Source organism: Streptomyces sp. NPDC047853 (assembly GCF_043204535.1).
Classification (GTDB): Bacteria; Actinomycetota; Actinomycetes; order Streptomycetales; family Streptomycetaceae; genus Streptomyces.
Genome location: NZ_JBIDCI010000004.1, coordinates 287,593 through 308,197 on the forward strand (window position 1 = coordinate 287,593; position 20,605 = coordinate 308,197).

Genomic DNA, 20,605 nt, shown 5'->3' on the forward strand with positions numbered 1-20,605 from the left:
GAAAGAATCTGGTCATGACTGATGAGCGAGGCCGGGCACCGCACCGGGTGGCGGTGTTCGTGCGCCCCGGGTTGCTGCCGATGGAACTGGGCATCGTGCACCGGCTGTTCGGGACGGCCGCCGACGAGGACGGACGGCCGCTGTACTCGGTGCTCACCTGTGCGAGCACGCCGGGCGAGGTCGCCACCGACACGGACTTCAGCGTGCACGTCCGGCACGGGCCCCAGGTCCTGGAGAGCGCCGACACGGTGGTGGTACCGGCGGCGGTGGAGGACTACGGGCCGCAGGAGCGGGGGCGGCTGGCCGACCCGGTGCGGGCGGCACTGGAGCGGGTCCCGGCCTCCGCCCGGCTGGCGTCCATCTGCACCGGCTCCTTCGTCCTGGCCGCGGTCGGCGCGCTGGAGGGGCGGCGGGCCACGACGCACTGGAAGTCGTGCGCCGAACTGGCCTCGCTGTACCCGGAGGTGGACGTCGATCCGGACGTGCTCTACACGGACGACCGCGGAGTGCTCACCTCGGCCGGCGTTGCCGCGGGGATCGATCTGTGCCTGCACATGATCCGCGACGATCACGGCGTGGAGGTGGCGAACCGGGTGGCGCGCGGGACCGTGGTGCCACCGCATCGCGAGGGGGGCCAGGCGCAGTACGTCGACCGGCCCGTCCCGCAGGCCGACGACGCCTCGACGGCCGCCGCCCGGACCTACGCGCTCCAGCGGCTGGGCGAGCCGCTCACCCTGGAGGACCTCGCACGGCAGGCGGCGATGAGCGTGCGCACCCTCAGCCGGCGGTTCCGGCAGGAGACCGGGGTGACGCCCATGCAGTGGCTCGGCCGGCAGCGCCTCGACTACGCGCGGCGGCTGCTGGAGCGCAGCGACGAGCCGGTCGACCGCATCGCCGCCCGCGCCGGGTTCGGCACCGGGACGGCGATGCGCCAGCACTTCCGCGAGGCGCTCGGTGTGTCACCGCGGGCGTACCGCAACACCTTCCGCGGGACGGCGTAGTGCGGGGTGCCCGGACCGGCGAGTAGTGCGGCGTGTCCGGACCGGCCGAACGGCGGGCCGGCCCGGACACCGGCGGATCAGACCAGGTCGAAGCGGTCGAGGTTCATGACCTTGACCCAGGCGTCGACGAAGTCGTGGACGAACTTCTCCTTGGCGTCGTCGCTCGCGTAGACCTCGGCGAGCGCCCGCAGTTCGGAGTTCGACCCGAAGACCAGGTCGGCGCGGCTGCCCGCCCACCTGACCTCGCCGGTGGCGGCGTCACGGCCCTCGAACGTGGTCTGGTCCTCGGACGTCGACTTCCAGGTGACGCCCAGGTCGAGCAGGTTCACGAAGAAGTCGTTGGTCAGCGAGCCCGGCGTCCTGGTGAAGGCGCCGAGCTGGGAGTTCTGGTAGTTGGCGCCCAGGACCCGCAGGCCGCCGACGAGCACGGTCATCTCGGGCGCGCTCAGGGTGAGCAGGTTCGCCCGGTCGAGCAGCAGGTACTCGGCCGGCAGGCGGTTGCCCTTGCCGAGGTAGTTGCGGAATCCGTCGGCGACCGGCTCCAGCGCCTCGAACGACTCGGCGTCGGTGTGCTCCTCCGTGGCGTCCACCCGGCCCGCGGTGAAGGGGACCTGCACCTGGAAGCCCGCCTCCTTGGCGGCCTTCTCGACGGCGGCGGTGCCACCGAGGACGATCAGGTCGGCCAGGGAGACCTTCTTGGCGCCGGAGTTGAACTCCTGCTGGACACCCTCCAGGACCCGCAGGACCTGGGCCAGCTCGTCGGGCTCGTTGACCTCCCAGCCGCGCTGCGGCTCCAGGCGGATGCGGGCGCCGTTGGCACCGCCGCGCTTGTCGCTGCCGCGGAAGGTGGACGCCGAGGCCCAGGCGGTGGACACCAGCTGCGAGACGGACAGGCCGGACTCGAGGAGCTTGGTCTTGAGGGTGGCGACGTCCTCGGCGTCGAGGGGCTCGCCGTCGGCCTCCGGCAGCGGGTCCTGCCAGAGCAGGGTCTCCTCGGGCACCTCCGGGCCGAGGTAGAGGGACTTCGGTCCCATGTCGCGGTGGGTCAGCTTGTACCAGGCGCGGGCGAAGGCGTCCGCGAACTCCTCGGGGTTCTCGTAGAACCGGCGGGAGATCGGCTCGTAGATCGGGTCGTAGCGCAGCGACAGGTCGGTGGTGAGCATCTTCGGGCGGTGCTTCTTCGACGGGTCGTGCGCGTCCGGGACGATCTCCGGGGCGTCCTTGGCCACCCACTGGTTCGCACCGGCCGGGCTCTGCTCCAGCTCGTACTCGAACTCGAAGAGGTTCTTGAAGAACCCGTCGCTCCACCGGGTCGGGGTGGACGTCCAGGTGACCTCCAGACCGGAGGTGATGGCGTCACCGCCCTTGCCCGTGCCGAAGGTGTTCCGCCAGCCCAGGCCCTGCTCCTCCATGGTGGCGGCCTCGGGGTCGGCACCGACGTGGTCGGCGGGGCCGGCGCCGTGGGTCTTGCCGAAGGTGTGGCCGCCGGCGATCAGCGCGACGGTCTCCTCGTCGTTCATCGCCATGCGGCGGAACGTCTCGCGGATGTCGCGGGCGGCGGCGATCGGGTCCGGGTTGCCGTTGGGGCCCTCCGGGTTGACGTAGATCAGGCCCATCTGGACGGCGCCGAGCGGGTTCTCCAGCTCGCGGTCGCCGCTGTAGCGCCGGTCGTCGAGCCAGGTGGTCTCGGGGCCCCAGTAGACGTCCTCCTCGGCCTCCCAGACGTCGGCGCGGCCACCGGCGAAGCCGAAGGTCTCGAAGCCCATCTGCTCCAGGGCGACGTTGCCGGTGAGGACCAGCAGGTCGGCCCAGGACAGGCTCTGCCCGTACTTCTTCTTGACCGGCCACAGCAGGCGGCGGGCCTTGTCGAGGTTGCCGTTGTCGGGCCAGCTGTTGAGCGGCGCGAACCGCTGCTGTCCGGCGCCGGCGCCGCCGCGGCCGTCGCTGATCCGGTAGGTGCCCGCGCTGTGCCAGGCCATGCGGATCATCAGCGGGCCGTAGTGGCCGAAGTCGGCGGGCCACCAGTCCTGCGAGGTGGTGAGGACCTCGGCGATGTCGCGCTTCACGGCCGGCAGGTCGAGCGACCCGAACGCCTCGGCGTAGTCGAAGTCGTCACCCAGCGGGTTGGCCACCGCGGGGTTCTTGGCGAGGATCTTCAGGTTGAGCCGCTCCGGCCACCACTGGCGGTTTCCGCCCCCCTGGGTGGGGTGCGGGGCGCGTCCGTGGGCGACCGGGCAACCACCGGTCTCCTCGGTTTTCGCGTCGGTCACGATGGCGTCGTGGTTCTCGGACATGGACATCCTTCCGGAGGGGCGGATCAAGGTGCTGGGGTACTGCCGGGGGTGGAGCAGTCGGGGCACAGGCCCCGGTAGATGACCTCGGCCTCGTCTATCGCGAAGCCGTGGTCGTCGGAGGCGGTCAGACAGGGCGCCTCGCCGACGGCGCAGTCGACGTCGGCGAGGGCGCCGCAGGACCGGCACAGGACGTGGTGGTGGTTGTCCCCCACCCGCCCCTCGAACCGCGCCGGGCCGCCGGGCGGCTGGATGCGGCGCACGAGCCCCGCCGCGGTGAGCGCGTGCAGCGCCTCGTACACGGCCTGCAGGGAGACGTGGCCCACGCGCAGGCGCACCTGGGCGGCGGCCGCCTCGGCGTCGAGGTGACCGCCCCGCCGGACGGTCTCGAGCAACGCGACACGGGCTGCGGTCACGCGTAGGCCGGCCCCGCGCAGCTCCGAGGCGACGGCCGTATCCCGGGATGCGGTCATGGCGGGAACCTACTCCGCCAAACACGAAAGCCTCAAGGAAACGAAGCGATCAATTTTGGTGACGGTCCGGTGCGGCGGGGCGGCGTCGTGCCGGGCGTGCCCCGGTGGCGGTGAACGATCGTGGTAGACAACGTGGGTGCGGGGCACTGGCAGGGAACGCCGCATCCGGCACAGCGCGACAACAGGAGTGAGTGAGTAGCCCGTGCTATTGAAGACGTTCCGTTGGGCCTTCGCCGTCACCGCCCTGGGCCTGGCCGTGGGGGTGCTGTACGACGGGTGGACCGCCTTCGGCCTGGTCGCGATCCTCGCGGTGCTGGAGATCTCCCTGTCCTTCGACAACGCAGTGATCAACGCCGGGATCCTGAAGAAGATGAGCGCCTTCTGGCAGAAGATCTTCCTCACCGTCGGCATCCTGATCGCCGTCTTCGGGATGCGTCTGGTCTTCCCCGTCGTCATCGTGGCGGTCAGCGCCCGGCTGAGCCCGTGGTCCGCGGTCCACCTGGCGCTCACGGACAAGGAGCGCTACCAGGAGCTGGTGACGGACGCCCATCCGTCGATCGCCGCCTTCGGTGGCATGTTCCTGCTCATGATCTTCCTCGACTTCGTCCTCGAGGACCGCGAGATCAAGTGGCTCGGTCCGCTGGAGCGAGCGCTGGCCAAGCTCGGCAGGGTGGAAATGCTGTCGGTCTGCGTCGCCCTGGTCGCGCTGCTCGTCTCCGCCGTCACCTTCGGCGCCCACGCCCATCAGCACGGCGGCATCCACGCCGACAAGGCGCAGACGGTGCTCCTCGCCGGCATCGGCGGCCTGATCACGTACATGGTCGTCGGCGGTCTCTCCGGCTTCTTCGAGGGCCGGCTCGAGCGGGAGGAGGAGCGCGAGCGCGAGGCCGGGACGGCGGCGGCGCGTTCCGGCGGGAACCGTTCGGCCGTCGCCCTCACCGGCAAGGCCGCGTTCTTCATGTTCCTCTACCTGGAGGTCCTGGACGCGTCGTTCTCCTTCGACGGCGTCATCGGCGCCTTCGCCATCACCAACGACATCGTGCTCATGGCCCTGGGCCTGGGCATCGGCGCCATGTACGTCCGCTCGCTCACCGTCTACCTGGTCCGCCAGGGCACCCTCGACGACTACGTCTACCTGGAGCACGGCGCCCACTACGCCATCGGCGCCCTCGCCGTCATCCTCCTGGTCACCATCCAGTACGAGATCAACGAGATCGTCACCGGCCTCATCGGCGTCCTCCTGATCGGCGCCGCGTTCTGGTCCTCCGTGCGCCGCAACCGCGCCCTGGCCGCGGCTTCCTGACGCCGGAGGCGGCCGGGGCGCAGGGGTGTGGGCAGGTGCCGCGCGGCGGGCGCCCCTGCCTCAGGAGACGGTCGCGGGCGGCGGGGTCCAGCGCCTGGTGCGGGCCGCGGCGCCCGAGACGCCGTAGTCCTTCCTCAGTTGCTCGGGGATGGCGTAGTGCATGACGCGTCCGCGGGTGAGGGAGGACAGTTCGAGGACCGTCGTGAGGTGGCCGATCCGGTCCAGCGCCCATGCGCCCAGCGGCGAGCGGTCCTCGATGGTCTCCAGGACGCCCAGGAGGTGCGGAGCCGCCTTCACCAGGGTGTCCCAGGGGGTGCGGGGCACTTCCAGCCAGTCGGCGCACGTGTCCCCGACGAGGTAGCGGATCAGGGCCGAGACCACCGGGTCGAAGAGCGTGCCGGGGACCACTTCCTCGTACAGGTCGATCAGCTGCCGCGTCAGGTGGGCGCCCTCCTCGGAAGGGCCCATGTGGCGCAGCATGTACAGGTCGAGGAACCGGCGCGCCTCGTCGAGCGTGCCGGGGACGGCGCTCTGGTCGACACCGAGCATGGCGCCGACCACGCGCCAGGCGTAGAAGTACGCGTCCGCCCCTTCGGCCGACATGTGCACACCGAGGCGGTGCAGGCTGTCCAGGACCAGCAGGGAGAAGAACATCTGCCCGCCGATCATGTCCTCCTGGCAGATCGGTACGCCCAGGGCGTCGGTGTCCCAGCGGTCCTCCCGCTTCAGGTGGTGGCGGATGGCGGCGTGCAGCAGACGTACCTTCTGGGCGGCCGGAATGAAGCGGCCACCGGCCTCGAAGGCGTCCGGTTGCATGAGGTACACGGTGAACTGGCCGGTCTCCGCCATGCGTTTGGAGGGGTAGCTCAGACCGTGGGTGGCGGACAGCAGCCTGGCCACGTGCGGGACGACGTAGCAGGCGGGCATGGACGCGAAGGACAGCGCGGTGGAGATGTGCACGTTGTTGTCGATGAAGAAGAGGCGGGCCTTCTCCATCTCGTTCCAGTCCACCCAGTCGGGCGGGGTGGCCGTCGCCCGCAGGTACTCCCTGGCGACCCCGGGCAGACCCTCCGGCAGCGCCTGGCCGGTCGTGGAGACGTAGCGCATCAGGGAGTTGAACGTGCCGATCTCGCCGCGTTCGAACAGGGTGGCGACGACAGCGTCGGCCAGGTCGTCGCCGCTGCGGCGCAGGGCGTCCATCGAGGTCTCGGTGTAGGTCATCGCGGTCTCCTCGTCAGTGGATGCGGTCGGTGGCCTGCTGGGCGAGTGCGTGCAGCGCCCGCCGCGCGTGCGGGGGCGTGTCGGCGCGGTCCAGGGCGCGGGTGGCCTGTTCCACCCGGGCGCCGATCATCCGCTCGACGCGCTGCGGCGCCTTCAGCTCCCGCATGAGGGCGCGCACCTCGCACAGGTGCGTCTCGTCCAGGTCGTCACGGCCCAGCACCCCGCTCAGCCGCTCCCGCTGGGACGCGTCGGCGGCCCGCCAGGTCTCGGCCAGCAGTGCGGTGGGCCGGTGGGCCCGCAGATCGTCCAGGCCCGCCTTGCCGGTGCGCTCGGGGTCCCCGAAGAGGCCGAGCAGGTCGTCGCGCAGCTGGAAGGCCTCGCCGAGCGGCAGGCCGTAGGCGGAGTAGGCGTCCCGCAGCCCGGGGCCGGCACCGGCGAGCAGGCCACCGATGAGCAGGGGGTGTTCGACGGTGTACTTGGCGGTCTTGTACCGGACGACCTTGAGCGAGGTCCCGGTGTCCGGCCGTCCGCCGGTGTGCAGGATCTCCAGGCACTCGCCGGCGATGAGTTCCCGGGCGAGTTCGCCCCACAGCCCCCGGGCGCGGGCGAGGTAGGCGCCGGGCAGACCGCTGCCGGCGAACAGCCGTCCCGCGAGGGCCATCAGGTGGTCGCCCACCAGCATGGCCAGGGACCGGGCGGCGGTACGGGCGCGGCGGCGGCCGTCCCGGGCCAGTACCGCTTCCAGGGCGACGTGGGCGGTGGGCAGACCGTGCCGCAGCGGGCTGTCGTCGATGAGGTCGTCGTGGACGACGGCCGCGGCGTGCACGAGCTCCATGGCGGCCGCCGCCCGCACCAGCGCGTCGTCGTCGGGCTGCCCGGCCGCTCGCCAGCCCCAGTAGCAGAAGGCGGCCCGCAGCCGCTTGCCGTGCCCGGCGGCGCCGCGCAACTGCTCGGCCACGGGGGTGAGGGCGTCGTCGACGGCCACCAGGTGACCGGCCTCCTCGTCCACGAAGCCGTGCAGCACGCCGTCGACGCGGACCTTGAAGGCGGCCGGGTCCCAGCGGTCAGTCATCGGCGCCGTCGGCCGCCCGTCGCCCGCGCGCGTGCCGGGCGAGCACCTCCAGGTGGGCGGGCGGCACGTTGGTGCACCGCTCCAGGGCCAGCCTGCCCCGGGCCTGGAGGTCCTGTTCGGCCTCCCGCACCAGGTCGGCGGTGTCCGAGCGGCGCAGGAGACCGCGCACCGCGCCCACCGCCGACCCGAGGGTGCTCACCGCCAGGTCGGCGAGTCCGGCGACCACCAGCACGGCCTGGTCGTCCCGGCCTCTGCCCCGTCGCGTCGCGTGCGTCATGCTTCTCCCCGGAGATCGCGTCGTCAGCGATGCGCCTGGTCGACGGCGCATCCGGTCCGATCATGACCGGGCAGAACGGACGAAAGATCGCGAATACCCCTTCGAGCGATGCGGGGAACTGGCGAGCGACGTCAGGCGGACTGGCGTCGGACGGGCCGTTCAGTCGCCCGAGGCGTCTCCCCCCGGCGCGGCCCTCGGTTCAGCCGGCCCGCTCGACGCTCCACGTCGGCAACCGCTCGAAGAAGTCGACCGCCTCCTCGCGCCACCGCGGACGCCAGCCCGCGGCCACCAGGCCGGCCTGCTCGGCGTGGCGCCGCATGTCCGCCCGCATGAGGGAGGCCACGCCGCGACGCTCACCGATCCCCCGGACGGCGGCTACGGTCTCCGGGGTGCAGGCACGGTCCCCGAGGGCCGCCTCCACGAGAGTGCGCTCGGCGCCGCTCGTCGCGGACAGCAGGCGGGCGACGGTGTAGCTGCGCCTGCCCTCGCGGAGGTCGGTGCCCGTCGGTTTGCCCATGGTGGCCGCGTCGCCGAACAGGTCCAGGTAGTCGTCGCGCATCTGGCCGCAGATGCCGACCAGTCGCGCGTAGCGACGCAACTCCTTGTCGTGGTCGGCCGGTCGTCCGCCCGCGGCCAGGAGCCCGAGGTACAGCGGGGCGAGGACCGAGTAGCGGGCGGACTTGTGGTCGGCCACGTCGTGCAGGACCTCGTCGTCCGGGGCGGCGGGCGCGAAGTCGCGCTCCAGGTCGGCGATCTGCCCCACGAACGTGTCGGTCGCGGCGCGCGTCTGGACCTCGACCATGGCCTGCCGCACCTCGACCGGGAGCTCGGCGTCCAGCAGCACGCGCAGGGAGAGGGCGAGCGCGAGGTCCCCCGCGAGGACGGTGAGGCCGAGCGCGGCCTGCGGGTGCCGGGGGAACCGCTCCCGGTAGGCGTAGTAGGTGGTCGGTCCGCCCCGGCGGGTGGCGCTGTCGTCGATGAGGTCGTCGTGCACCAGCCCGTGGGTCTGCAGCAGCTCGATGCTCAGGGCGGCGGCGTCCAGCCCCGGGACGGGCTCGTCCCGCACCAGGCGCGCGGCCTCGTGCAGCAGCACGACCCGCATCCGCTTGCCGCCCCGCAGGGAGAGGTCGCGCAGCAGCTCCAGGCACTCCGGCGTGAACCGGCTGAAGGACGGCGCCTCCAGCGTCGCGCCCAGCGTCTCGAAGTACTCCGCGAAGAGCGCGTTGAACCGGCGCTCGCACCGGGCGGCACGGTCCGGCGGCTGCTCGGGCATGGCGAGGTCCTCCTGGGGCCGGGCGGGTGACGCTCAGCAGTGTGCCAGGTGGCCCGGACACGGCGGGGCCCGGCTCCGCGGTCGCGGGGCCGGGCCTCGGGGTCACTCGCGGTTCAGCCCTGGCGGGCCTTGAAGCGCGGGTCCTTCCTGTTGATCACGTAGGTCACGCCGTGGCGGCGCACCACCTGTGCGCCCGGCCTGGCCTTCAGCGAGCGCAGGGACTTGCGCACCTTCATGATCGCCTCCTCGCTCCGTCGCTCCGTCGCGCCGTTCAGCGTTCCTCGCGGAACGGAACGTGCTCTCCCACCACCGGGTCGTACTTGCGCAGGACGAGCCGGTCGGGGTCGTTGCGTCGATTCTTGCGCGTCACGTACGTGACGCCGGTCCCGGCCGTCGACCTCAGCTTGACGAGCGGGCGTGCGGTGCTGCGTGCCATGGTGCTCCTTCCGACCGCGGCGCGGGCTGCCGATCCGTCCCGCGCATGTCGGTCAGCGGTGTCAACAGTGCCGTCCGGCGGTCCATTCCCAGGAGCCCGCCGCCCGGCCGAGACGGCGGCGGCGACGCTCGATCCGGGCGCACCGCGGGCCGCGCCCGGAGGGGCTGCACTTTCGGGCGCCCCGCCGCTCGGGACCGCGGCCCGGCGCCACGGGCCACGAGCCGGTCCGGTCGCGCCGCCGGCTCACCCTCGCCCGCGCACCCGCCGTACGAGGTCCTCGGCCGCCCGGGGCCACGCGGGGTGGTCGAAGGCGAAACCCGCGTCGAGCAGACGGCCGGGGACGACGCGCCGGCTCTTGAGGAGCAGTTCGGTGTCCGAGCGCAGGACCAGGGCGCCGAGTTCGGCCATCCACCGCGTGGCGGGCAGGCCCACCGGTACGCCCCGCGCCTGCCGCAGGGCGCGCATGAAGGCCCGCTGCGGCAGGGGGGCCGGAGCGGCGAGGTTGACCGGGCCGGTGAGGTCGTCGCGGGCGGCCAGGAAGTCGAGGGCGCGGACGAAGTCACGTTCGTGGATCCAGGACACGTACTGTGCGCCGCCCGCGACGGGGCCACCGAGTCCGAGGCGCGCCATCCACAGCAGGACGTCCAGGACGCCGCCGCGGTCGGGGCTCATCACCATGGCGGAACGCAGGGCGACCTTGCGGGTGTGCGGGGTGTCGGCGCGCTCCAGTGCCCCTTCCCAGGCCCGGGCGATGTCGACGCTGTAGGACCAGTAGGCCGGCACATCGGGCTCCCGGCCGCCGAGCACACCGGTGGCCTCGTCCTGGGGCGCGTCGAAGCGGTGGGCGTAGACGGTGGCGGTGCTCATCTGCAGCCAGACCCGGGGCGGCTCGGCGGCCGCCGCGATCGCCTCGCCCACGACGCGCGCGGAGTGCACGCGCGAGTCCCTCATGGCCCGCAGGTTGGCGGGGGTGTAACGGCAGTTCACACTGCGGCCGGCCAGGTTGACGACCAGGTCGCTGCCGTCGATCTCCTTGAACCAGTCCCCCGGCGTCCTGCCGTCCCACGGGACCTCACCGGGCCGCCGCGACCGGCGGCTGAGCACCACGACCTCGTGTCCGGCGGCGGTCCAGGCACGCTTCAGCACCGTCCCGACCTGCCCCGTCCCCCCAGGGATCACGATCTTCATGGGCTGCTCCCCCTTCGTCGTACGGCGACCCTATCCCAGATTTGAACACGTTCAAACCGATGGGTCGACGGGGTGTCACCCCGCCGTGGGGCCCGCCCCCAACACCGTCTGGACGAGCGTGGGATGCGGACCGGCGCCACAGCGGATCGGATGGGTGCCATGCGCAGACCCATAGCCGTGGCGTCCAGCCACTCCCGTCGCCTGCTCACCTCAGGCGTCCTCCTCGCCGTCCCGTCCCTCCTCCTGACCGCGTCCGCGGTCCCCGCGTCGGCCGACGGGACGGGCACGACGCCCGTCCGCGGTTCCGCCCACATGGGCATGGGGGTCCTGGCCCACGAAGGGGTCCAGGGACAGCCCGCCGAGACCCGGGCCACCCAGACCGAAGGGGTCGACGTCTCCAGCCACCAGGGCAACGTGGCGTGGCCGACCCTCTGGAGCAGCGGGGTCAAGTGGGCCTATGTGAAGGCCACCGAGGGGACCTCCTACCGCAACCCGTACCACGCACAGCAGTACGGGGGTTCGTACGACGTCGGCATGATCCGCGGCGCGTACCACTTCGCGACCCCGGACGGTGCCGGCGGTGCCGCCCAGGCCGACTACTTCGTGGACCACGGCGGCGGCTGGTCCAAGGACGGCCGGACGCTGCCGGGCGTGCTCGACATCGAGTACAACCCGTACGGCGACACCTGCTACGGCCGGACGGCGAGTCAGATGGTCACCTGGATCGGCGACTTCCTGGACCGCTACCGGGCGCGGACCGGCCGTGACGCCGTGATCTACACCTCCACCAACTGGTGGAAGCAGTGCACCGGGGACTACAGCGGCTTCGGCGCGACCAACCCGTTGTGGATCGCCCGGTACGCCTCGACCCCCGGCCCCCTCCCGGCCGGCTGGGACTACCACACGATGTGGCAGTACACCTCGTCCGGACCGACCGTCGGGGACCACGACAAGTTCAACGGCACGCTGGACCAGGTCAAGGCGCTGGCCAACGGCTGAGGCCCGCCGGTCCGGGCGGCTCCGTCAGCGCTCGGGGAGGGAACCCAGGACGTCGGCGACCTGCTCACGCACCACGTCCCGCGCCCCGGGCGGCAGGGCGCCGACGTCCGTACGCAGCAGCAGGTCGAAGACCTCGTCGGCGTCCGCGTGGCACGGCGCGCTCCCGTCGAGCACCTCGTAGCCGTCGCGCACGGCGACCCGCAGCCGCCTCGGGCCCCCGTCCCCGGCGTGCACGGCGGTGGCGACCACCAGCGGCGGCGGTCCGCCGGCCTCGGCGGGCTGCTTGCGGTACCCGCTGGCCAGCGGGGTGCGCCAGCGCAGGCCCAGCAGCAGAGGGCGCTTGGCGACGACCTCCGGCAGATCGGTCTCGTAGGCCCCTTCGGGCCCCAGCACCCTGGCGCGGGCATCGAGCACCAGGGCCGCGGGCAGCAGGCACCGCAGGCTGCTGCCGACCAGGTTGCCCCCGACCGTGGCCGTCCGGCGTACGGCCCCGGTGCCCACGGTGCCGGCCGCCCCGCGCAGCACCTCCGGTACGCGGCCGTCCATGCGGTGCAGCACCACGGCCGCCCCCAGTTCCTCGGGCCCGACCACGGACGCCTCCGGCAGCTCGCGCAGCGACATGGCCAGTTCGGGGAAGCCGTCCCGCTGCCAGGTGGCCCACACGAGGGTCGCCCCGCCTATGGGCACCGCTCCCTGTGCCATGCACTCCTGCGCTTCGGACACGGACGTGGGCAGACGCAACAGCATGGCGATCGACCTGCTTTCCCCGGAGGGCGGCGGTCGGTCGGCACCGCGCCTCCCGCCGCGTGATCACGGTCATTGCGCATTCTCCGTACCCCCGCGGGGGCGCGTACAGGGCTCACTCATGCACCATGTGCGCTGTTCACGCGCCGGAGTACCACGCGCAAGCGGCCTCGCCCGTGCGGCTCACCCCAGCGTGGCCAGGAACTCCAGCAACGCACGGTTGAACTGCTCGGGTCGCTCGGCGCCCGGGAGATGGCCGGCCCGGTCGACGACGACCAGGGTGGAGTGCGGCACGAGCCCCCGGATGGCCTCTGCCTCCGCGACGGGGGTGTAGACGTCGTCCGCGCCGACGACCACGAGGACCGGTGCCTCCACGGCGGCCAGGACGTCCCGGTAGTCGGGGCGTTCGGCCCGCCCGCGCAGCGCCGCCGCGGCACCGCGGGGATCGGTGGCACGCATCATCTCCAGGACGCGGGCGGCCACGTCCGGCAGGGCGGTGACGTTGTAGGCGGCGAGCATCCTGTCGATGACCTCGTCCGCGTAGCCGTCCATGCCCTCGGCGAGGAGACGGTCGGCCAGCCGGTCGCGGAACTCCTTGCCCTCGGCGGTCTCGGCGGGCGCGGAGGTGTCGGACAGGACGAGGGCCCGAACCCGGTCCGGGTGGCGCAGCTGGAACTCCATGGTGATCTGACCGCCCATGGAGACGCCGCCGACCACCGCGCGTTCGACCCCCACGTGGTCCAGGAGCGCGGCGAGGTCGTCGGCGAAGTCGGCGAGCAGGACCTTGCCGGGCGTCACGCTACTGCGACCGTAACCGCGCAGGTCGGGGGCGACGACCCGGTGGCCGGCCGCCGTCAGCGCCTGCACCTGGGGCGCCCACAGGGAGCGGTTGAAGGGGTGCCCGTGGATCAGGAGGACCGGGAGTCCGGTCGAGGGACCGGAGTCGTCGTACTCGATCGTGGCGCCGCGCACGGTTACGGAGTTCATTCCCGGCACCCTAACGCGGGCCGCCGCACCCCCGGGGAGGAAGCGTGCGGGCGTCGTCCGCCGGCACGGCCTCGCCGTCCTACGGGCGTCGCGCGACGAAGACGAACTCCCGTCCCTCGCGGTCGGGGGCTCCGCGCACCTCCTCCAGCACGAAGCCCCGCGCCGCCAGGTCCGCCTCGACCTCCTCCCGCTGCCGGAAACGCAACGTCGAGTCGGAGGTGAGCACTTCACCGTCGGAGCCGAAGACGTAGGTCCAGCGGAAGCGGACCAGCGGCCACCGCACCTCCGTCAGCCGGCACCAGCTCTCCACCGCGCCCTCGCCGGGCACCTCCGTGACCCGGTACGTCCGCTGGCGGTTCCACCCCTCCCAGGCGCGCCGGGCCGGATCCCGCGTCTCGAACACCAGGCGCCCGCCCGGCCGCAGGGCCTCGTACACCCCACGGAGCGTGGCGTGCCACGCGCCGGGGTCGGTGATCTCCTGGGAGGCGTTCGCCGTCATGGTCGCCAGATCGACCCGCAGCGCGGGCAGCGAGGTCGCGTCGCCCTCGATCCACCGCACCCGGTCACCGCCGGGCTTGCGCCGTGCCACGTCGACCGAGGCACCGGCGGGATCGACGCCGACGACCTCGACGCCGCGGCCCGCCAGCAGCAGGGCGAGCACTCCCGTGCCGCAGCCGATGTCCAGCACCCGCCGGGCCCCGAACTCCTCCGCCATGCGCAGGTAGGCGTCGAGGTCACCGCGATCGGGGTCGAGGGCGTCGTAGACGGCGGCGAGCCGTGGATGCCGGAAGCACTCGTCAGCCATGCGGCCGACCGTAGCCGAAGGCCCCGGCGCGGTGGCCCGCGCGCCGGCACGGTCCGACGCGGGACACGCCGGCGTCGTCCGCCGCCGGCCGTCGGCCCTGGCGCTCCGCACTGGCCTCACGTGCGGTCGGACGAAGGGGCTCCCGGGTTCCCGGGACCGCCGGTCCGACCGAAGCGGCGGAGGCGGACGCGGGAGCATCGGCGCACGGTCGCCTCCCGTCGTGCCTCCGCGCCCGGCCGGAGGACGCGTCCCCGGCCGCCCCGCCGGGTATCCCCCAGGCACGCCCTGACGACCGCCGGTGCGGACCCGGGCGCGGACACCCCGTCTCCCACGGAAGGCGAACCGCAATGACCGACCCTCACAGCCTGGAGCCCGTCGCCACGTTCTGCGGCAACTGCGACTGCGGCTGCCCCCAGTTGTTCGTCGACCCCGCCGCCCCGGCGGAGCGACGGATCGTCCTGACCGACGACTTCGGGCAGCGCGTGCAGATGAGCGCCGACCAGTTCGCGTCGCTGGTCGACGAGGCCAAGCAGGGCAGACTCGACGGGATCGCCCTGCCCTGAGCGGACACCGCGGGCCGTCGCCCACCCTCCCGTCCCGGCCGCGCCGTCCGGCGCGCGTCCGGGCGGGTGAACGCTCACGCGATCGGACGATCGAGAGCGCCACCGCGGGGAAGGGGGGACCCATGCGCGCACTCGTCATCAACTGCACCCTCAAACCCTCCCCGCAGCCGTCGAACACCGAGGCCCTCGCCTCCACGGTCATCGCGGCGCTCAAAGGCCACGGCGTGGAGGTGGACGTCGTCCGGGCCGTCGACCTGAACCTGAAACCCGGGGTCGAGACGGACATGGGTGAGGGCGACGACTGGCCGGGCGTGCACGAGAAGCTGCTGTCGTCGCAGATCCTGATCATCGCCTCGCCGACCTGGCTCGGTCGCCCCTCCTCCGTCGCCCAGCGGGTCCTGGAACGCATGGACGCCATGCTCGGCGAGACCGACGACGAGGAGCGCCCGGTCGCCTACAACCGCGTCGCCGGCGTCCTGGTCACCGGGAACGAGGACGGCGCCCACCACGTGATCAGTGAGATCAGCGGCGGGCTCACGGACATCGGCTACACCATCCCCGGCCAGGCCTGGACCTACTGGCACCTCGGCCCCGGGCCCGGTCCCGACTACCTCGACGACGACCGGGGCCACGACTGGTCGACCTCCACGGGCCGGGCCATGGCGTCCAACCTGGTGCACGCGGCGCGCGCGCTCGGCGCGATGCCGCTGCCGGCTCCGCCGTCCTGACGTCCTCCCCGGCACCGCGATTGACTCACCGCGGCGGGGAGACCCGTCCTTGCGGGGAGGGGCGCGACCACCGTGCATGTCTGCCGCCGCGGATGCGGGGCAGTCGTGCACGTGCGACAACGTACGAAAACGCATGAGGAGGCTGAGGTCCGACATGACGCACGATCTGACCCCGAAGTACACGGTCCCCGGCATCGAGCGCGAGGCCGCCGGACGACTGATCGGCGTGCTGCGGCTGCGTCTGCACGCCCTCAACGACCTGCACCTGACCCTCAAGCACGTGCACTGGAACGTCGTGGGGCCGCACTTCATCGCCGTGCACGAGATGATCGATCCGCAGGTCGACCAGGTACGCGAGATGGCCGACGACGTCGCCGAGCGCATCGCCGCCCTCGGCGGGGTGGCGCAGGGGACGCCCGGAGCCCTGGTCTCCGAGCGGAAGTGGGACGACTACTCCATCGGACGCGCCGACGCCATCGCCCACCTCGGTGCGCTGGACGTCGTCTACACCGGCGTCGTCGAGGACATGCGCGCGGCGGTCGAGGAGGCGGGCAAGATCGACCCCGCCACGGAGGATCTCCTGATCGGCCAGCTCAGGGACCTGGAGCAGTTCCAGTGGTTCGTCCGCGCCCACCTGGAGAGCTCCGGCGGCACCCTGGCGACGGGCAGCGCGACGTCCGAGGCGGAGGCCGCCGAGCGCGGCGCGGAACTCGCCTAGGGCATCCATGCGGCGCACCGGCGCGGGCATGGGCCCCCGCCGGTGCGCGGGCCCCGGACGGGGGCTGCGCCACCGGAGCGTGCTCAGCGCGCGGGACGCCCCCGGCGCCGTCCGATGAGCACGCCGACGAGGATCAGGTCGAGGACCAGGAGCACGGCGCCGACGACGAACAGGTAGAACAGTCCCTCGGCGGCCACCCCGATCACGCCCAGGACCAGCGCCACCAGCAACAGCAGGAGAAAGAGGCTCACGGTCGTCTCCCCTCGGAGCGTCTCGTAGACGGGTCAGCGACGGCCGAGCCGGCGTTCACCGCGGGTGCCCTGCTCGTACGGCAGGCCGTAGTGCGCGAAGACCGCACCCTCGTCCTCGGCCGCCAGTTCACCGTCCGGATCGATGCCGGGCGCGTCCTTGACCAGGCCCTTGTCGTAGCTCACCTTCAGATGGCCCGGTCCGACGACGGCCTTGTCCACCGGGACGAACACCAGCCGCCGACGGGTCGGCAGACCGATGGTGACCGCGACGAACGCGGGCAGGTCGGTGGCGGTGTCGACATAGACCGATTCCAGGGTCCCGATCTTGCGGCCACCGCTGTCGACGACATCATGGCCTCGCCAGTCCCGAATGTTCTCAGCTTCGAACATGCCCGTTCTTCCCTTCCTAGGACGCGCTCACTGTCGTGTTCCCCGCATCGCGGTCTTGTTCCCCGCATCGCGCCCACGTCGCCCGCAGTGTTCCCCCTCGGACGCCGGGCGCCCGGTCGCGGTAGGCTGCCTGGCCGGAAGAGATACCCGGGGCACGCACGGCGCCCGGCGGAATTCCGAAGGAGATCGAGTGTGGATGCCGCAGGTCCCCCGGACGGCTCGCCGCAGGTGCGGAGCGGCCCCGTGCTGGAAGTGGGCCCCCTGCCCGGACGGCCGGGCATCCGGGCCAGTGGAGAGATCAGCGTGACCACACGCCGGTCGTGGGAGAACGCTCTCACCGAGATGTCCCGACGGCACGCCGACGTGTCGTACGTCGAGCTGTCCGGCGTACGCTTCGTCGACGTCGCCGGCGTGACGGCGCTCGCCGTCACGGCCATGAACCTGCCGGGCGGGCGGGTGGTGGTGGAGCAGCCGCCACCGCAGCTGCCCCGGGTACTGGAACTGTTCTGGCCGTCCCTGAACCGGATCGAGGTGGCCCCGCGATGAGTACGGTGACCACCGAGGAGACCTTCTCGCATCCGGCGCTGTTCTACCGCTCGGAAGGCGAGTACGCCGACCGGACCGTGACGTTCGTGCGGGACGGGCTGGCCGCCGGCGAACCGGTGGCGGTGGCCGTGCCCGCCCCCAACCTGGAGCTGATCCGCGCAGGGCTGGGACCGGACGCGCGCGACGTCACCTTCCTGGACATGACCGAGGCCGGCCGCAACCCGGGGCGGATCATCCCCGGTGTCCTGCGGGCGTTCGCGGACACGCACCCGCGGGGGCGGGTGCGCATCATCGGCGAGCCGATCTGGGCCGGGCGCAGCGCGGCGGAGTACCCGGCGTGCGCCCAGCACGAGGCGCTGATCAACGCGGCCTTCACGGGCCGTGCCGCCACGATCCTGTGCCCGTACGACGAGACCCGGCTGGCCCCGGACGTCCTGGCGGACGCCCTGGTCACCCATCCGACGGTCATCACCGCGGGTCACGAGCGGGTCAGTGAGACCTACGACTGGCCCGAGGTCGTGGCCCGCTACAACGAGCCGCTGGAGCCCACCGCGGGGGCCGACGTCCTCTCCTTCGGCGCCGGGGAACTGCCCGAGGCACGCCGCTTCGCCGTGGACCGGGCGTCCGGCCTGGGCCTGTCCGGGCGTCGGCTCCAGGACGCGGAGCTGGCGGTGTCGGAGCTGACCACCAACAGCGTCCTCCACGGTGGTGGCAGCGGCACGCTGGCGCTCTGGGCGGAGGCGGGACAGGTGGTGTGCGAGGTCCGGGACAAGGGGCGGCTCACGGACCCGCTCGCCGGCCGCCGTCCCGCCGAGCGGGGGCAGATCGGTGGACGCGGCCTGCTGCTCGTCCACTACGTCGCGGATCTGGTGCGGGTGCACACGACGGACGACGGCACCGTGGTCCGGTTCTACCTCGGCCTGTGAGGGTGCGGATGCCGGTTCCGGCGAGAAAGACCATGAATGGCATGCATGAGGGTCATGAGCCGGGGTAGGCGCAGTCTCGTCGGCCGATGAAGCCGGCAGTGACGGGGGCCGATCGACTGGGAGGGAACATCATGGCGACGATGACCGCACGGATCACCGAGCACACCACCACGGGCATGCCGGAGGTGGCGGACCCGTCCAAGGTGGCACCGAAGGACGCGCGGGAGTTGTCGAAGCTCTTCTTCCAGCAGCTGACGGTCCTCGAAGAGGGGACGCCTGAATACCAGTACGCGCGCAACACCCTCATCGAGATGAACATGTCCCTGGTCCGCTTCGCGGCCGGCCGGTTCCGCAGCCGCGGCCCGGAGGAGATGGAGGACATCGTCCAGGTCGGCATGATCGGCCTGATCAAGGCCATCGACCGCTTCGAGCTGACCCGCGAGGTCGAGTTCACCTCCTTCGCGGTGCCCTACATCGTCGGTGAGATCAAGCGCTTCTTCCGCGACACCTCCTGGGCCGTGCACGTGCCCCGCCGCCTCCAGGAGGCCCGCGTCCAGCTGGCCCGGGCCACCGAGGAGCTGCGCAGCCGACTGGGCCGCAATCCCACCACCAAGGAACTCTCCGAGCTGATGAGCCTGCCGGAGGACGAGGTCGTCGAGGCCCGCCTGGCGGCCAACGGCTACAACTCCGCCTCCCTGGACGCGGCCATCAGCGGCAGCGAGGACGGCGAGTCCGCCCTCGCCGACTTCATCGGCGCCGACGACGCCACCCTCGCCCTGGTGGACGACTTCCACGCGCTCGCCCCGATGATCGCCGAGCTGGACGAGCGCGACCGCCAGATCATCCACTGGCGCTTCGTGGAGGAGCTCACCCAGAAGGACATCGGCGAGCGCCTCGGCGTCTCCCAGATGCACGTCTCCCGGCTGATCTCCCGCCTGCTGGCCCGCCTGCGCGAAGGCATGCTGACCGAGCACTGAGCCACCCGGCTCAGGCTGCGGCCGTCCTCCTGCGGCGGCCTCCGGCACCGCTGAGGGCGTCGATGAGCTGGTCGCGGCTCATCCTCGACCGCCCGGTGACGCCCTGGTCGCCGGCCTTCCGGTAGAGCTCCGCCTTGCTCATCTCCCGCAGGTCGCTCCGCTTCTCCTTCGGAGACGTCCTGCGGGAGGAGGCCGCGGTCTTCTTCCGCGGTGCGGGGGATTGCTTGCCGGGAGCGCTTTTCGTGCCGGCCGTCGACCGTCCGCCGGCCCCGCTCCCGCCCTTCGCGGCCGCCGGCTTCTTCTTCCCGGGCCCCTGCTTCTTCTCCGCGGGGGCCTGTCGGCTTTCCCCGGGCCCCTGCTTCTTCTCCGCGGGGGCCCGCTTCCTCTGCTTCTTCCCCGGGGACGGCCGGTCGCCCTGCCCGCCCTTCGCGGTCGCCTGCCCACCACTGCCGCCGGCCTGCTCCAGACTGCCCCGCAGGGCTTCCATCAGGTCGACGACGTTCGTGGCCGGGGGCGCTTCCTCCGCGACGGCGACCTCCTGGCCCTCCGCCTTCGCCCGCACCAGCTCGCGGACCTTCTCCTGGTACGTGTCGTGGTACCGGGCGGGATCCCAGGGACCGCTCAGGGCGTCGACCAGGCGCAGCGCCATGTCCAGCTCCTTGCCCCGTTCCGCCCGGTCCTTCGGCAGCTCGGGCAGTTCCTCGACCGGGTCCCGGACCTCGTCGGCCCAGTGCAGGGTCTGGAGCACCAGGACCTCGTCCTCGGCGCGGAGGGCGGTCAGGTACTGCCGGTTGCGCATGACGAAGGTGGCGACGCCGGTCTTGCCGGTCTCCGCGAGGGCGGTGCGGAGCAGTTCGTAGACCTTGAGGTACTCCTTGCCGCGCGGGGCGACGTAGTAGGTGCGGTCGAAGTAGACCGGGGCGATCCGGTCCAGGTCGACGAAGTCGGTGATCTCCAGGGTGCGGGAGCGGCCGGGTGCGATCTCGTCCAGTTCCTCCGGCTCCACGACGACGTACTCGCCCTCGCCCACCTCGTAGCCCTTGACGATGTCGCCGGCGTCGACCTCCTCGCCGGTGCGCTGGTTGACCCGTCTGTTGCGGATGCGGTCCGAGGTGCCGCGCTGCAGCTGGTGGAAGTGGACCGTGTGGTCCTGCGTCGCCGTGAACACACCGACGGGCACCGACACCAGCCCGAAGGTGATCACACCCGTCCAGATCGCCCGCGCCATGACCGTCCGCTCCGTCCCGCTCCGTCCGCTCCGCCGTCCGCTCCACCGCCCAGGCCGGCCACGTTGCCACCGCGGTGGCCGCTTCGCGCGCCGGGCGGGGCACACGGGTCACGGGTCCGGCCCGGCGCGCGGGTGGGCGCCGCCGCACGAACAGCCGGTAGCCCGCGCGGATCGGCCGCCTTCGGTATTCCCTGTGACATGGGGACGG

24 protein-coding genes are annotated in these 20,605 nt (G+C 72.4%); 9 read left to right on the top strand and 15 right to left on the bottom strand.

All coding sequences use genetic code 11. The features are described from left to right. Positions 1-14 precede the first annotated feature (14 nt). On the top strand, positions 15-1,001 hold the full coding sequence (locus ACGF5T_RS10320; RefSeq protein ID WP_366766827.1) for a helix-turn-helix domain-containing protein: 987 nt from the start codon (positions 15-17) through the stop codon (positions 999-1,001). Between the two features lie 77 nt (positions 1,002-1,078). On the opposite strand, the gene katG is transcribed toward ACGF5T_RS10320, so the two are convergent. Together katG and ACGF5T_RS10330 are read right to left on the bottom strand one after the other, a co-directional pair. Continuing rightward, positions 1,079-3,295: a catalase/peroxidase HPI gene (gene katG, locus ACGF5T_RS10325; protein ID WP_356610193.1), complete on the bottom strand. Its 2,217-nt coding sequence runs from the start codon at positions 3,293-3,295 to the stop codon at positions 1,079-1,081. Positions 3,296-3,318: 23 nt separating this feature from the next. After that, a complete protein-coding gene (locus ACGF5T_RS10330) occupies positions 3,319-3,765 on the bottom strand; it encodes a Fur family transcriptional regulator (RefSeq protein ID WP_356610192.1) in 447 nt (148 codons plus the stop codon). Positions 3,766-3,967: 202 nt separating this feature from the next. Here ACGF5T_RS10330 and ACGF5T_RS10335 point away from each other — a divergent pair, with 202 nt between their 5' ends. Further along, positions 3,968-5,068, top strand: coding sequence for a DUF475 domain-containing protein (locus ACGF5T_RS10335; RefSeq protein ID WP_366766826.1), 1,101 nt, complete (start codon positions 3,968-3,970; stop codon positions 5,066-5,068). A 60-nt stretch (positions 5,069-5,128) separates the two neighbouring features. On the opposite strand, the gene ACGF5T_RS10340 is transcribed toward ACGF5T_RS10335, so the two are convergent. From ACGF5T_RS10340 to ACGF5T_RS10370, 7 genes are all read right to left on the bottom strand, one after another. Beyond that, positions 5,129-6,289 (bottom strand): oxygenase MpaB family protein, encoded by a 1,161-nt coding sequence (locus ACGF5T_RS10340; protein ID WP_356610190.1) that lies wholly within the window; start codon positions 6,287-6,289, stop codon positions 5,129-5,131. 13 nt (positions 6,290-6,302) lie between these two features. Then, positions 6,303-7,361 carry a polyprenyl synthetase family protein gene (locus tag ACGF5T_RS10345; protein ID WP_366766825.1) on the bottom strand — a complete coding sequence of 353 codons (1,059 nt, stop codon included), beginning with the start codon at positions 7,359-7,361 and terminating at the stop codon, positions 6,303-6,305. Beyond that, positions 7,354-7,638 (bottom strand): polyprenyl synthetase, encoded by a 285-nt coding sequence (locus ACGF5T_RS10350; protein WP_356610188.1) that lies wholly within the window; start codon positions 7,636-7,638, stop codon positions 7,354-7,356. The genes ACGF5T_RS10345 and ACGF5T_RS10350 overlap by 8 nt, the downstream gene beginning before the upstream one ends. A gap of 199 nt (positions 7,639-7,837) precedes the next feature. Continuing rightward, positions 7,838-8,911, bottom strand: a complete 1,074-nt coding sequence (locus ACGF5T_RS10355) for a polyprenyl synthetase family protein (RefSeq protein ID WP_366766824.1) — start codon at positions 8,909-8,911, stop codon at positions 7,838-7,840. Positions 8,912-9,024: 113 nt separating this feature from the next. Then, positions 9,025-9,147 carry a type B 50S ribosomal protein L36 gene (ykgO, locus tag ACGF5T_RS10360; RefSeq protein ID WP_356610186.1) on the bottom strand — a complete coding sequence of 41 codons (123 nt, stop codon included), beginning with the start codon at positions 9,145-9,147 and terminating at the stop codon, positions 9,025-9,027. Positions 9,148-9,182: 35 nt separating this feature from the next. Further along, positions 9,183-9,347 (bottom strand): 50S ribosomal protein L33, encoded by a 165-nt coding sequence (rpmG, locus tag ACGF5T_RS10365; protein ID WP_356610185.1) that lies wholly within the window; start codon positions 9,345-9,347, stop codon positions 9,183-9,185. Between the two features lie 243 nt (positions 9,348-9,590). Further along, positions 9,591-10,535 (bottom strand): DUF1731 domain-containing protein, encoded by a 945-nt coding sequence (locus tag ACGF5T_RS10370; RefSeq protein ID WP_366766823.1) that lies wholly within the window; start codon positions 10,533-10,535, stop codon positions 9,591-9,593. A gap of 159 nt (positions 10,536-10,694) precedes the next feature. Between ACGF5T_RS10370 and ACGF5T_RS10375 the strand changes: the two genes are divergently transcribed. Continuing rightward, on the top strand, positions 10,695-11,534 hold the full coding sequence (locus ACGF5T_RS10375) for a lysozyme (RefSeq protein WP_356610183.1): 840 nt from the start codon (positions 10,695-10,697) through the stop codon (positions 11,532-11,534). A gap of 24 nt (positions 11,535-11,558) precedes the next feature. Here the strand turns inward: ACGF5T_RS10375 and ACGF5T_RS10380 are convergent, their stop codons facing one another. The 3 genes from ACGF5T_RS10380 to ACGF5T_RS10390 form a co-directional block, all read right to left on the bottom strand. Next, positions 11,559-12,281, bottom strand: coding sequence for an FAD binding domain-containing protein (locus tag ACGF5T_RS10380; RefSeq protein ID WP_366766822.1), 723 nt, complete (start codon positions 12,279-12,281; stop codon positions 11,559-11,561). 180 nt (positions 12,282-12,461) lie between these two features. Next, the gene (locus ACGF5T_RS10385; protein WP_356610181.1) at positions 12,462-13,265 is read right to left on the bottom strand and encodes an alpha/beta hydrolase; all 804 of its coding nucleotides are present in this window, start codon (positions 13,263-13,265) and stop codon (positions 12,462-12,464) included. A gap of 79 nt (positions 13,266-13,344) precedes the next feature. Next, a complete protein-coding gene (locus ACGF5T_RS10390; protein WP_356610180.1) occupies positions 13,345-14,070 on the bottom strand; it encodes a class I SAM-dependent methyltransferase in 726 nt (241 codons plus the stop codon). 347 nt (positions 14,071-14,417) lie between these two features. On the opposite strand from ACGF5T_RS10390, the gene ACGF5T_RS10395 reads away from it, so the two are divergent. From ACGF5T_RS10395 to ACGF5T_RS10405, 3 genes are all read left to right on the top strand, one after another. Beyond that, positions 14,418-14,633: a hypothetical protein gene (locus tag ACGF5T_RS10395; RefSeq protein ID WP_356610179.1), complete on the top strand. Its 216-nt coding sequence runs from the start codon at positions 14,418-14,420 to the stop codon at positions 14,631-14,633. Positions 14,634-14,755: 122 nt separating this feature from the next. Then, positions 14,756-15,361 carry a flavodoxin family protein gene (locus ACGF5T_RS10400; RefSeq protein WP_361015494.1) on the top strand — a complete coding sequence of 202 codons (606 nt, stop codon included), beginning with the start codon at positions 14,756-14,758 and terminating at the stop codon, positions 15,359-15,361. A gap of 154 nt (positions 15,362-15,515) precedes the next feature. Next, on the top strand, positions 15,516-16,079 hold the full coding sequence (locus tag ACGF5T_RS10405; protein WP_356610177.1) for a DNA starvation/stationary phase protection protein: 564 nt from the start codon (positions 15,516-15,518) through the stop codon (positions 16,077-16,079). Between the two features lie 83 nt (positions 16,080-16,162). Here the strand turns inward: ACGF5T_RS10405 and ACGF5T_RS10410 are convergent, their stop codons facing one another. Beyond that, positions 16,163-16,330, bottom strand: coding sequence for a hypothetical protein (locus tag ACGF5T_RS10410; RefSeq protein ID WP_167355249.1), 168 nt, complete (start codon positions 16,328-16,330; stop codon positions 16,163-16,165). 33 nt (positions 16,331-16,363) lie between these two features. Beyond that, positions 16,364-16,720, bottom strand: coding sequence for a PRC-barrel domain-containing protein (locus tag ACGF5T_RS10415; RefSeq protein WP_356612972.1), 357 nt, complete (start codon positions 16,718-16,720; stop codon positions 16,364-16,366). A gap of 192 nt (positions 16,721-16,912) precedes the next feature. On the opposite strand from ACGF5T_RS10415, the gene ACGF5T_RS10420 reads away from it, so the two are divergent. The 3 genes from ACGF5T_RS10420 (at position 16,913) to ACGF5T_RS10430 (ending at position 19,169) form a co-directional block, all read left to right on the top strand. Further along, the gene (locus ACGF5T_RS10420; protein ID WP_366766821.1) at positions 16,913-17,266 is read left to right on the top strand and encodes an STAS domain-containing protein; all 354 of its coding nucleotides are present in this window, start codon (positions 16,913-16,915) and stop codon (positions 17,264-17,266) included. After that, positions 17,263-18,192: an anti-sigma factor RsbA family regulatory protein gene (locus ACGF5T_RS10425; protein WP_366766820.1), complete on the top strand. Its 930-nt coding sequence runs from the start codon at positions 17,263-17,265 to the stop codon at positions 18,190-18,192. The genes ACGF5T_RS10420 and ACGF5T_RS10425 overlap by 4 nt, the downstream gene beginning before the upstream one ends. A 131-nt stretch (positions 18,193-18,323) precedes the next feature. Continuing rightward, positions 18,324-19,169 carry an RNA polymerase sigma factor SigF gene (locus ACGF5T_RS10430; protein WP_391970543.1) on the top strand — a complete coding sequence of 282 codons (846 nt, stop codon included), beginning with the start codon at positions 18,324-18,326 and terminating at the stop codon, positions 19,167-19,169. 10 nt (positions 19,170-19,179) lie between these two features. Here ACGF5T_RS10430 and ACGF5T_RS10435 read toward each other — a convergent pair whose 3' ends face one another. After that, positions 19,180-20,397: a Ku protein gene (locus ACGF5T_RS10435; protein WP_366767095.1), complete on the bottom strand. Its 1,218-nt coding sequence runs from the start codon at positions 20,395-20,397 to the stop codon at positions 19,180-19,182. Positions 20,398-20,605 lie beyond the last annotated feature (208 nt).